Origin of the sequence: Acinetobacter sp. Ac_3412 (genome assembly GCF_013072675.1) — a bacterium.
In the GTDB taxonomy this organism is placed as follows: Bacteria; Pseudomonadota; Gammaproteobacteria; order Pseudomonadales; family Moraxellaceae; genus Acinetobacter; species Acinetobacter higginsii.
Window position 1 is genome coordinate 178086 of record NZ_LXUJ01000011.1, and the last position, 12159, is coordinate 190244.

Below are 12159 nucleotides of genomic sequence, written 5' to 3' on the forward strand. Positions count from 1 at the left end.
CATAATCAATTTTGAAAAGTAATTGCGGGACTGAAATAACGATTGAATAAAGTCAGTCGCGATTAATGTAACCAAAAACCTCGGTTTAAGCGTGGTAGTGGGTTTTATAATTCAGGTAAAATTAAGTTCTGTTTAAAAATCAATTGAGATCGTTTTTGAAAAGTACAAGGTGTATGAATGGGGCGTGAATTAAAAAGCTCGAAATTACGTTCTGAGCAGATTAGTCGTCGTCTCTTTTTCTGCATGATAGTCATTATCTTTTCGATTTTTTATCTCTCCATCCCTTTAATTATTAATAGTTATCAAGAATATATAAAATCAGAACAAACACTCAATGAAATTACCTGCCTTCGCACATTAGTTAAAACAGCCAATAAAATTTCCAGAGAACGTGCACCTTCCAATAAGGTGATGTCGAGCGAACCGAATGTGTTATTGGAAAATCAAAAAGAGTTATTCGAGTATCGCAAGATTGTTGATGCAGAAATTGATAACAGCATTGAGGTCTTAAAACAAAACGGGTTTAGGCTGATTGCTTATGAACTGGAAACTGATTTAAAAGTTAAATTGGCTGCAGCACGCGCCATTGTTGATGCTTATGCCAGCACGCCACATGCCGAGCGAACATCCAAGCAATATGATCATGCGATTTTATCTATGTTTAGTGTCTGGGATGAAAGCCGTGAGTTCTTAACGTGGTTATTGGTTCGTTCCAATAGCAAAAACAGCAAGATGTCGAATTATTTCACCTCAATTTTGGTGCTCACCGATATGCGTGATCAGGCGGGTAGAGTTGCATCTAATGTCATGGCACCGGTGACATTTGGGGAAAAAATTTCGGATGAAAATCGAGCACGCTCATTACAGACACAACATCAAGCGATCTATCTGTGGGAGTTAATTGATACGATCCAGCCGGAACAGTCGAAGACGCTTGAATATGTAGACTTATATCGTCGTGTTAAAACGGAGTTTTTAGATAAAGGATTACCGATCATTGCGCGCTTATTGGATGAAAGTAAAAATAATAAAGCCTACTTTCTGTCTGGGACACAATTGACAGAACGAATGGTGGGGAAATTTACGCCAGTCATGGACTTGCAAAACTATATTCTGGATTACAGCATCCAAGTTGCAGTGAATGAAAATAAATTCGCAAAGCGGCAGTTTATTTTTACTTTAATTATTTCGAGTCTGTCTTTATTGATTGCAATTTTCACTATGATTTATGCCAAGCGCAAGGTGTTTAGTCCACTGATCCATGCCCGTGATATGATTTTGCGCTTATCTGGAACATCAGATGAACTTCCTTCAGGTAAAAATAATAAGGAAGAGTTTTTCTCGTTGTTTGAAGCGATTGATAAATTAAAAGGGATGTTAAAACAGCGCGATGCCATGGAGTTGCAACTCAAGCAGATTGCAAATTCTGATGTATTAACGGGTGTCGCAAACCGCTTGGCTTTAGATGAATATATTCAGCTTCTGGAATCCAAGCCTGAGGCTTTGTCTCAGACTTGTGTGATTGCGATCGATATTGATAATTTTAAGTTTGTAAATGATCAGTATGGACATATTGTCGGTGATCAGGTGATTAGCATGATTGCTGATCAGCTCAAGCATAATGTTCGTGCATCTGACTTAATTGTGCGTTATGGCGGTGATGAGTTTTTGGTGGTGATCGAGAATATTCAGATGACCGCCGCCAAAGTGGTGGCAGAGAGTATTCGTTCGGCTATTTTAAAGGAAAGGATTGTGATCCCGAATGTAGCTGAGTCGATTCATGTTTCGGTCAGTATTGGTGTTGCGATTGGGGCAAATAGCTGGTTAGAGTTATTAGAAAAAGCCGATCAATCACTGCTCAAAGCGAAGGCAAAAGGGAAGAATATTGTAGAGACTTAAAGCTTGTGCGGAAGGTGTGATGCTTATTTTGCTTTAGGTATCTTGAAATATTGAATCAAAAACAGGATTAAGTTTGTGTACTTAATCCTGTTAGAAAACGCTAAACCTTTAAAGAAGGATCATTTCAACAAAGGTTTTAAGAACTTCGCTGTATGTGAAATTTTAGATTTCACCACTTGCTCAGGGGTTCCTTCGGCAATGATTTGACCACCACCCGAACCGCCTTCAGGACCGAGATCAATCACCCAATCGGCTGTTTTGATCACATCCAGATTATGCTCAATCACTACGATGGTATTGCCCTTATTGCGCAGCTCATACAAAATGTCGAGTAACTTGGCAATATCATGGAAATGCAGACCTGTGGTCGGTTCATCCAAGATATATAAGGTTCGACCAGTATCACGTTTTGCCAACTCACGTGCCAACTTCACCCGTTGCGCTTCACCACCTGAAAGGGTTGTCGCTGCTTGTCCTAAACGGATATAGCCAAGCCCGACTTGGGTCAAAGTATCTAAACGACGATGAATCACAGGAATAGCACTAAAGAACTCAGCGGCATCTTCAACCGTCATTTCCAAGACATCAGAAATATTTTTGCCTTTATAACCGACTTCTAAGGTTTCACGGTTATAACGCTTGCCATGGCAGGCATCACATGGCACATACATATCAGGCAAGAAGTGCATCGCGACCTTGATCATGCCATCGCCTTCACAGGCTTCACAACGTCCACCTTTCACGTTAAACGAGAAACGACCTGCGCTATAACCACGTGCTTTGGCTTCTGGTGTTTGTGCAAATAACTCACGAATTGGTGTGAATAAACCCGTATAAGTGGCAGGGTTGGAACGTGGGGTACGGCCAATTGGGCTTTGGTCAATATCGACCACTTTATCCAAATGCTGTAAGCCATCGATTGAATCAAATTTTTCGGCAGTCAGTGTGGTTGCACCATTCAGCTGAGTCGCAGCCAAAGGTAATAAGGTACGGTTAATCAGCGTTGATTTACCTGAACCTGAAACCCCTGTGACACAGGTCATGATGCCCAATGGGATAGTCAAATCCACATTCTGTAAGTTATGTCCGCTTGCGCCAGACAACTTGATGACTTCGTCTGGACGTGGCGATTGAGTACGCTGTTTTGGCACTTCAATCTTCAATTTACCTGACAGATATTGACCTGTGAGTGAGTCAGGATGATTGGCCAACTCATCATAAGTACCTTCAGCAATCACCGCACCGCCATGAATACCCGCACCTGGTCCGATATCAATAATATGGTCAGCGGCACGGATGGCATCTTCATCATGCTCAACCACAAGCACGGTATTACCCAAATCGCGTAGGCGAATCAGGGTTTGTAATAGGCGATCATTATCACGTTGATGTAGACCAATCGAAGGTTCATCCAGCACATACATTACGCCCATCAAGCCTGCACCGATTTGTGAGGCTAGACGGATACGTTGTGCTTCACCCCCTGAAAGGGTTTCAGCCGAACGTGCCAAGCTGAGATAGTTCAGACCAACACTGACCAAGAAGTGTAAACGCTCACGAATCTCTTTAAAGATTTTATCGGCGATTTCACCTTTGGCACCTTCAAGGTTCAAGTCTTGATAATAGTTTTCCGCATCACCAATCGACATTTTGGTGATCTGTGCAATGGTCTTGTCTTTGACACGCACATGACGAGAAATTTCATTCAGACGTGAACCACCACAAGCATCACATGCTGCATTCGACAGATATTGTGCCAAATCATCACGCACATAATTCGATTCAGTTTCGCGGTAGCGACGTTCTAAATGCGGCAAAATCCCTTCAAAGGCTTGCACACGGCTGTGTTTACGGCCGCGTTCATCGATATAGCTAAGATCGATTTTCTCTTTGCCTGAGCCTTGTAAGAATTTTTTCTGCGTGTCTTTATCTAAGGTGTTCCACGGTTGATCAAGGTCAATATTGAAATGATCCGCCACTTTTTGCAGCATGGTGTAGTAATACGGGCGCTGTCTGTCCCAACCGCGAATAGCCCCTTGGCTGATTGAAACTTCAGGATTTGGAATTAGTTTATCTGAACTGAAATGGCTACGCGTTCCTAAACCATCGCAGACAGGGCAAGCACCGAAGGGGTTGTTGAATGAGAACAGACGTGGTTCAAGTTCAGCCACGGCACGATCGCACTCAGGGCAAGAATGTTTTGCTGAGAAGACACGTTCAGGATGCTCGCCGTTCATCCATGATAAAACTGCAATATCACCACCTAGACGTAATGCGGTCTCAAACGATTCTGCAATACGGTTCCCCAGATCATCACGGACTTTAAAGCGATCCACCACCACTTCAATGGTATGTTTTTTCTTCTTGTCCAGCTCAGGTGGAGTATCGATATCAATGATTTCACCATCGACACGCGCACGCACAAAGCCTTGACCTTGCAGCTGTTCAAACAGTTGGGTGTATTCACCCTTACGCTCACGTACCACAGGAGCGAGCAGCATCAGTGCAGTGCCTTCTTCAAGGCTTTTTACTGCATCGACCATTTCTGAAATGGTTTGTGCCACCATCGGCAGATCATGTTCAGGGCAGTAAGGTGTACCGACACGGGCATAGAGTAAACGTAAATAGTCGTAAATTTCAGTAATGGTACCGACGGTTGAGCGAGGGTTGTGGCTGGTTGACTTTTGCTCAATCGCAATCGCAGGCGATAAACCTTCAATCGAATCGACTTCTGGTTTTTCCATTTGTGACAGGAATTGACGAGCATAGGCCGAAAGTGATTCGACATAACGACGTTGACCTTCGGCATACAAGGTATCAAAAGCCAATGATGATTTACCAGAGCCAGAAAGTCCCGTAATCACCACAAACTTGTCACGTGGAATATCGAGTGACACATTTTTTAAATTATGGGTACGTGCGCCTCGAATACGGATATGACTTTGACTCATAAATACATCTCAATAAGCTGAATATGAAAACGTGTATATGATAGCGATTTAAAATCGTTCAAGTGGTATAAAAATAATTAAAACGACAAATTGTGACGGTTAATGAACTGGTTCACATTTATCTCACGCTAAGCGCCTAGTATTTTTAGCATTCAATGCCTCAGATTACCATGTAAAAATTGATCACTTAATAAAATAGATATTTTACTAGACGACTGGTCTAATATTGGTTTATAGTGTGACGATGAAACGATCAAATAAAAGTGAAGCCACGCGACAACACATTCTAGATACCAGCTTTGAATTGGTATTACGTAAGGGTTTTGTTGGTGTTGGCTTGCAAGAGATTCTCAAGGCCTGTGACGTCCCGAAAGGGTCGTTTTACCATTATTTTGCTTCTAAAGAGGCATTTGGTTGTGCCTTACTGGAACAGTACATGGCGGATTATAAAATCCGTGTCGAGCAGCTTTGGCAGCAGACCGAAAAAAGTGCCTATGCGCGGTTGATGGCGTTATGGCAGGCGTGGATCGATGATCCTGTTTATGGCAGCTGGGCAGAGAATTGTCTGATTGTGAAATTGGCCGCAGAGGTTTCGGATTTATCTGAAGACATGCGCCAAATTCTCAACCTCGGTGTGCATCGACTGACTCAACGCGTGGCGTTGTTATTACAAGAAGGGCAACAACAAGGCTCGATTCCTACCCATCTTGACCCACTCAAAACGGCCCAAGTGATGTATCAACTGTGGCTGGGTGCCGCCTTGATGACCAAGTTGGCTCAAGACAAAGCACCACTACATTTAGCTTTAGAAACCACTCAACAACTGCTCCAGCCGATTAAGGAATAAAACATGCAAAGTATTATCCATCACAGTTTTGGTGAACCCGTCGATGTGTTGCAGTTGGGTGATATGCCTCAGCCTGAGCCGAAAGCAGGTGAAGTTCGTATTAAAACCATCATGTCTCCTATGCATAATCATGATGTTTGGACCGTACGTGGTAGCTATGGTTATAAGCCAACCTTGCCTGCGATTGGTGGTAGCGAAGCGGTGGGTATTGTCGATGCAGTGGGTGACGGTGTCGATGCAAGTAAATTAGGGCAGCGCGTTGCGGTCGCAGGGGTACATGGCAGTTGGGCGGAATATTTTATCGCACCAGCAGCAAGTATCATCTCTTTAAATGATGCGATTGATGATCAGACCGCAGCACAGCTAATTGGGATGCCGATCAGTGCTTTGATGTTGCTCGATTTTGTTAATGTACAAGCAGGTCAATGGCTGATTCAAAATACGGCTAATGGTGCGGTAGGGAAAACGGTTGCCATAATTGCTCAAGCACGTGGACTACAAGTGATTAATTTGGTTCGTCGTACTGATGCGATTGCGGAAATGCAGGCCTTGGGGATTCAGCATGTGGTTGCGACGGATCAGCCAGATTGGAAACAACAGGTAAAAGCGATTCATGCGGATCAGCCATTAATTGCTGGGGTGGATTCAATTGGCGGCAATGCCAGCGGAGAAATGTTGAATTTACTCAGTGAAAATAGCCTATTGGTTTCGTTTGGTAGTATGACTGGCGAGACCATGCAGATCTCATCGGGTGATCTGATTTTTAAACAAGCGACGGTGAAAGGTTTCTGGGCCAGTGTGGTCAATAAGGAAATGCCAGCAGAGCGTAAAAAGGCTTTGTTTGTGGAATTACTAACACTTGCGACGCAGAAAAAACTGGTTCTACCTGTTGAAGGGGTTTTTGGTTTCGATCAGATCGAAGCGGCGGTATTGAAAGCAACTCAAGGCGCACGTCAAGGTAAAGTGTTGTTAACACCATCACTGTAAAACATATGAGGTCAGTCTAGGGGTTGGCCTCATTAAATTCGAACACAATAAAAAGGAAAAAATCGCATGTTGGGACAAGTACTGATCGGGTTAATTGCAGTATTGCATGTTTATATCTTGGTACTGGAAATGTTTTTATGGGACAAGCCTTATGGTTTAAAGGCCTTTGGCAATAGTCTGGAAAAAGCACAACTGACCAAAGTGTTGGCACAAAATCAGGGGTTGTATAATGGTTTTCTGGCGGCTGGGTTATTCTGGTCATTACTAGCACCTGCAACATATGCCATTGCGATTGCCAATTTCTTTTTGGGCTGTGTCTTGATTGCCGGGATCTACGGTGGGCTCACCGCGAGTAAAAAGATTATTTATATTCAGGCTGTACCTGCATTGATTGCTTTAATCGTGGTGAATGTTTTTTAACCCAGCAATAAAAGTAGGCATTTAAACTGATTTATGCTTTAATGCACTCAGTTTGAGATGAGCCTCATACAGTATATCGGACGATACGATATACGACTAAGCCCCTTAATTGGGGCTTTTTTATGTCTATAGAAAATACAGAGAGAAGCTGTTTAAGCTTGATCTAACCCTAACCATTGACGTTGTTGATAGGCGCTGTCCCAGAACAACCACTCCAGTTTTGCACCCATGCTATAGGCTGCATGCATTTTGGCTAAGGTATCTTCATCACAACGGGCTGCCACTTTATCAACCGTCGCAATCACATTACGTACCGCGGTATTAAATTCCTCTCCTGCATAGGTATCGATCCATGCTTGGTAAGGATTGTTGGCAACCGATTGGCTGACGATATCTTTACCCACTTCGGCATAAATCCAGAAACATGGCAGTAAGGCCGCCAAAATCACAGGATAGCTTTCTGACCATGCGGTTGCCGTTAAGAATGAGGTGTAATGATGGCAGGCCAAAGTCAGCGGTGTGCTTTCAAACTCAGTTTTGCTGATCTCGAATTCCTGCATAAAGTCGCTGTGCAAGCTGCGTTCTACAATAATGGCGATTTTTGCTGCTTCAGAAAATTGAATCACATCATCAGCTTCATAAGCTTTTGCGGCAGCAACCGCTAAGGCACGACCATAGGCCAATAAGTAATGCGCATCTTGAATCACATAATGACAAAAAGCTGAACGATCGAGTGTGCCTGCTGCAAGCTCTTGATTAAATGGAAGCGCTAATATTTTTTGATATAAATCTTGATTACGTTGCCAAACTTCTTGAGAAAACGTCATGGATTTGAACCTGTTTAAAACACGAAAATAAATCTGTTCGTACTATAGCAGAGTCTGGTCTGGATGGTTTTTTGCCAAAACAAGTCCAACAATCTTTTCTCTTTTTAGGTTAAAACTCGCCTACAATAAGCACATTTTTATCACTCTACATTTGGATAAAAGGCTGCTCATGAAGCATTTCCGTTTCTCAATATTTTTTACGATTGTGTGTTTAGCACTTTCGGCTTACTGGGGCTATACGCATGGCCCTGAAGCGGGTGTTGCCACCATGCTAAAAGCACTGACCATTACTGCCATTCTAGCGGTGATGGAAGTGTCTCTTTCTTTCGATAATGCGGTGGTGAATGCCTCAGTACTGCGTGGTTGGGATCATTTCTGGAAAATGATCTTCTTGACCGTGGGTATCCTGATTGCCGTATTTGGGATGCGTTTAATCTTCCCTGTGGTGATTGTCGCGGTAACCGCCGATATGGGCATGGTTGAAGTTGCTAAAATGGCCCTGAATGATCCGAAGACTTATTCAGAACGCTTAATGGCCCATCATGCTGAAATTTCAGCCTTTGGTGGTACCTTCTTATTGATGGTATTCCTCAACTTCTTCTTTGACGATGGTAAAGAAACCCATTGGTTTAAATGGTTGGAAGCGAAATTGGCCCATTTGGCTAACGTGCCTGCCATGTCGGTATTCTTGGCTTTGATTGCGATGATCATCATGGCGGCGAATGTTGATGAGTCTGCTCGTTTGGCTGTGACCATGGCCGGAATCTGGGGCATCGTGGTGTATATTGGTGTACAGGTCTTGAGTCATTTATTGGGTGGCGAGCCTGAGATTGATGAAAATGGCAATGCCATTGGCCATGACTCAAGTGGTGCAGCTTCGGGGGTGGTAAAAGCCGGTTTTGGTGGTTTCCTCTACCTTGAAGTGCTAGATGCATCCTTCAGTTTTGATGGAGTGATTGGTGCATTTGCGATTACCAGTGATGTGGTGATCATCATGCTGGGTCTAGCAATTGGCGCGATTTTTGTCCGTTCAATGACTATTTACTTGGTCGAAAAGGGCACTTTGGATGCATATATCTACTTAGAGCATGGTGCACATTATGCGATTGGTGCACTGGCATTCATCATGATTGCCAGCGGTACTGGCTTACATGTGCCTGAAGTGGTCACAGGTTTGATTGGCGTGGCCTTTATTGTGTGGGCGGTGTTGGCCTCGATTCAATATAGCAAGCGAGAACAGCAAGCTTCTTAAGCTTGTTTTCAGCTTGATCAGCTAGTGTAAATAAAGGAGCGAACATCGCTCCTTTATTTTCCCTTGAAGAAAGATTGTGATTTTCATGATCTAACTTACAACCTTTGTAGGCGAATGGCTTATAATTCGCTGAGCCAGTTATAGTGTCTTATCAATAATGAATGCTTTAGAACGCCGTTCAACCTTTGCCTTAAGTAGCATTTTTGCCTTACGCATGTTGGGCTTGTTCATGATTATTCCTGTATTTTCGGTCGCAGGACAATCCTATCAATATGCCACACCTGCCTTAATTGGACTTGCAGTGGGGGTCTATGGCTTAACCCAAGCAATTTTACAGATTCCATTTAGCTTATTGGCTGATCGCTTTAGCCGTAAGCCTCTGGTGGTGCTTGGCTTATTGTTATTTGCCATTGGCGGTGCTATCGCAGGTCTATCCGATACCATTTACGGCGTGATTATTGGGCGTGCCATTGCCGGTGCAGGTGCAGTTTCAGCTGTGGTGATGGCATTACTGGCCGATGTCACCCGTGAAGAACAGCGGACCAAAGCCATGGCCGCAATGGGCATGAGTATTGGCTTGTCTTTTGTGGTGGCCTTTAGTTTAGGGCCGTGGCTGACCAGTTTAGTCGGCATTTCGGGCTTATTTTTTGTGACCACGATTATGGGCTTGGCTGCGATTACAATGCTCTTGCTGGTCCCTAAAGTCACGCGACACCATCGCAACTATCAGCAAGGTTATCTGAATCAGCTCAAGCAAGTCATCCAAATGGGCGAGTTAAATCGTCTGCATGTCTCGGTGTTTGCACTGCATTTATTGCTGACTGCGATGTTTATTTATGTGCCTTCACAGCTGATCGAATATGCAGGAATTCCTTTAGCAAAGCATGGCTTAGTCTATTTACCTCTATTAGTCATTAGCCTGTTCTTTGCCTTTCCAAGCATTATCATTGCGGAAAAATATCGCAAAATGCGCGGCATTTTTCTTACTGCGATTGCAGGGCTTATCGGCGGTTTGCTGATTCTAATCTTTGGCTATGAGTCTAAATATGTATTGCTGGCAGGACTTGGTTTATTCTTTGTCGCCTTCAATGTCATGGAAGCATTATTACCCTCTTGGTTATCCAAAGCAGCTCCGATCCAATCCAAAGCCACTGCGATGGGCGTCAATGCCAGTAGCCAGTTCTTGGGTGCGTTCTTTGGCGGAACCTTGGGTGGGCAGCTTTTGATGTTACAGAATACTGCACTCGGGTGGAGTGTGCTAACGGGGATTGCTATAATATGGCTGCTGATTAGTTTTGGTCTGGCTCAGCCGAGATATTTGTCTTCTATTGTGTTGCCTTTACCTCAAGCAATACAAACAGATGAATGGACTTCAAAACTGTTGGCGATTCGTGGTATTGAAGAAGTCGTGGTGATGCCAGAACAGCAAGTTGCGTATATTAAAGTCGATAAACAGTGCATTGATGATGCTGGGCGACAAGATTTAACGCACTTGATTGGCAAAGAGGTAGCCATTTAATCATAACTCTTATAAAGTAAAACATAGAAATATATAGGATGAAGACAGCTAATGCGTGGTGTGAATAAAGTTATTTTAGTAGGTACTTTAGGTAAAGATCCAGAAACTAAAACCTTTCCAAATGGTGGATCATTAACTCAATTCTCGATTGCAACCAGTGAATCGTGGATGGATAAAAGTACGGGTGAGCGTAAAGAGCAAACAGAATGGCACCGTATCGTGTTGCACAACCGTTTAGGTGAAATTGCACAACAGTATCTCCGTAAAGGCTCAAAAGTGTATATCGAAGGTTCATTGCGTACCCGTCAATGGACAGACCAAAATGGTCAAGAGCGTTACAGCACTGAAATTCGTGGTGATCAAATGCAGATGCTGGATAGCCGTCAACAAGGCGAGCAGAGCGGTGGCGACTTTAACCAACCACGTTTTAACAACAATAATAACCAAGGTGGCGGTTACCAAAATACTGGTTATAACAATAACAACAACCAAGGTGGTTATGGTCAAGCTGGCGGCAATCAAGGCAATTATGCAGGTAGCCCTCAAGCAGGTAATGGTTTTAATACACCAAAAGCAGCACCACAACCAGCTGCGGCAGCACCTGCTGATTTAGACGACGATTTACCGTTCTAGATCGAAGTAACAGACATAAAAAAGGCATAAAACTGAGTTTTATGCCTTTTTTATTGGGGAAATTTTTTATCGTGCAGAGTCCAAGGTTTCGTGGTTGGTCACCACTTCTTGGGCTTTGCTATAGCTTTCAATCAGAAGCTGATAAGCTGGGAAAATCTGGGTATAGACCTGCGCCCATTCCAATGCATCGTCACGATTCCACGTACGCTGGATTTCTGATGCCACAGCCGCTGTATCCATCGGCACCACGCCGGCTTGCACCACACGGGCTAGGGTAATTTCTTCTGCCATTTTGCTATAGGTTCCAGAAGCATCAATCACGGCAAAGACTTTATAGCCATCGGCAACGGCACTGATCGCAGGGAAGGCCATACATACGCTGGTAATGGTTCCTGCAATAATCAGGGTATTACGGCCTGTCGCTTTAACGGCATTGACAAAGTCTTGGTTATGCCATGCATTGATTTCACCTTTACGTGGCACATATTGCGCATGAGGTGCATTGGCATGGATTTCAGGAATTAAAGGGCCATTGGGGCCTTGTGGTACGGAAGCGGTGGTGATCACTGGAATTTTGGCCAAACTGGCAATCTTAGCCAAGGCTGCTGCGCGTTGGCGTAATTCAGGCATTGGCATATCGCCGACGGTTTGGAATAAACCACTTTGGTGGTCAATCAAGAGCATCACGGCATCATTGACATCGATAACAGGTGCTTGACCGTTGAAGTTTGCTGGCATTGTCATTGTTGTATCCTCATCTTGTCTTAGGGGGTATGATTGATGATATAGACAGGACGATGACTGAAAAATATCTGCAATAGGAT

At 43.8% G+C, this 12159-nt stretch carries 10 protein-coding genes; 7 read left to right on the plus strand and 3 right to left on the minus strand.

The window, feature by feature from the left end:
• Positions 1 to 177 precede the first annotated feature (177 nt).
• Positions 178 to 1899, plus strand: coding sequence for a GGDEF domain-containing protein (locus tag A7P54_RS13605; RefSeq protein WP_005317425.1), 1722 nt, complete (start codon positions 178 to 180; stop codon positions 1897 to 1899).
• A 119-nt stretch (positions 1900 to 2018) separates the two neighbouring features.
• Here the strand turns inward: A7P54_RS13605 and uvrA are convergent, their stop codons facing one another.
• The gene (gene uvrA, locus A7P54_RS13610) at positions 2019 to 4850 is read right to left on the minus strand and encodes an excinuclease ABC subunit UvrA (RefSeq protein WP_033132684.1); all 2832 of its coding nucleotides are present in this window, start codon (positions 4848 to 4850) and stop codon (positions 2019 to 2021) included.
• A gap of 244 nt (positions 4851 to 5094) precedes the next feature.
• Between uvrA and A7P54_RS13615 the strand changes: the two genes are divergently transcribed.
• From A7P54_RS13615 to A7P54_RS13625, 3 genes are all read left to right on the plus strand, one after another.
• Positions 5095 to 5697: a TetR/AcrR family transcriptional regulator gene (locus A7P54_RS13615; RefSeq protein WP_171549909.1), complete on the plus strand. Its 603-nt coding sequence runs from the start codon at positions 5095 to 5097 to the stop codon at positions 5695 to 5697.
• A 3-nt stretch (positions 5698 to 5700) separates the two neighbouring features.
• Complete coding sequence (locus tag A7P54_RS13620; RefSeq protein ID WP_171549910.1) at positions 5701 to 6684, plus strand: zinc-binding dehydrogenase; 984 nt, start codon at positions 5701 to 5703, stop codon at positions 6682 to 6684.
• A gap of 66 nt (positions 6685 to 6750) precedes the next feature.
• Complete coding sequence (locus A7P54_RS13625; RefSeq protein WP_004803688.1) at positions 6751 to 7104, plus strand: DUF1304 domain-containing protein; 354 nt, start codon at positions 6751 to 6753, stop codon at positions 7102 to 7104.
• A gap of 152 nt (positions 7105 to 7256) precedes the next feature.
• On the opposite strand, the gene tenA is transcribed toward A7P54_RS13625, so the two are convergent.
• A complete protein-coding gene (gene tenA, locus A7P54_RS13630) occupies positions 7257 to 7931 on the minus strand; it encodes a thiaminase II (RefSeq protein WP_005201544.1) in 675 nt (224 codons plus the stop codon).
• A 169-nt stretch (positions 7932 to 8100) separates the two neighbouring features.
• On the opposite strand from tenA, the gene A7P54_RS13635 reads away from it, so the two are divergent.
• The 3 genes from A7P54_RS13635 to ssb all read left to right on the plus strand — a co-directional run bounded on the left by A7P54_RS13635 (position 8101) and on the right by ssb (position 11335).
• Positions 8101 to 9183: a DUF475 domain-containing protein gene (locus A7P54_RS13635; protein WP_004657231.1), complete on the plus strand. Its 1083-nt coding sequence runs from the start codon at positions 8101 to 8103 to the stop codon at positions 9181 to 9183.
• Positions 9184 to 9337: 154 nt separating this feature from the next.
• Positions 9338 to 10702 carry an MFS transporter gene (locus tag A7P54_RS13640; RefSeq protein ID WP_171550080.1) on the plus strand — a complete coding sequence of 455 codons (1365 nt, stop codon included), beginning with the start codon at positions 9338 to 9340 and terminating at the stop codon, positions 10700 to 10702.
• Positions 10703 to 10753: 51 nt separating this feature from the next.
• Positions 10754 to 11335 (plus strand): single-stranded DNA-binding protein, encoded by a 582-nt coding sequence (gene ssb / locus A7P54_RS13645; protein WP_101235455.1) that lies wholly within the window; start codon positions 10754 to 10756, stop codon positions 11333 to 11335.
• Positions 11336 to 11401: 66 nt separating this feature from the next.
• On the opposite strand, the gene A7P54_RS13650 is transcribed toward ssb, so the two are convergent.
• Complete coding sequence (locus A7P54_RS13650; protein WP_171549911.1) at positions 11402 to 12079, minus strand: hydrolase; 678 nt, start codon at positions 12077 to 12079, stop codon at positions 11402 to 11404.
• Positions 12080 to 12159: the final 80 nt, after the last annotated feature.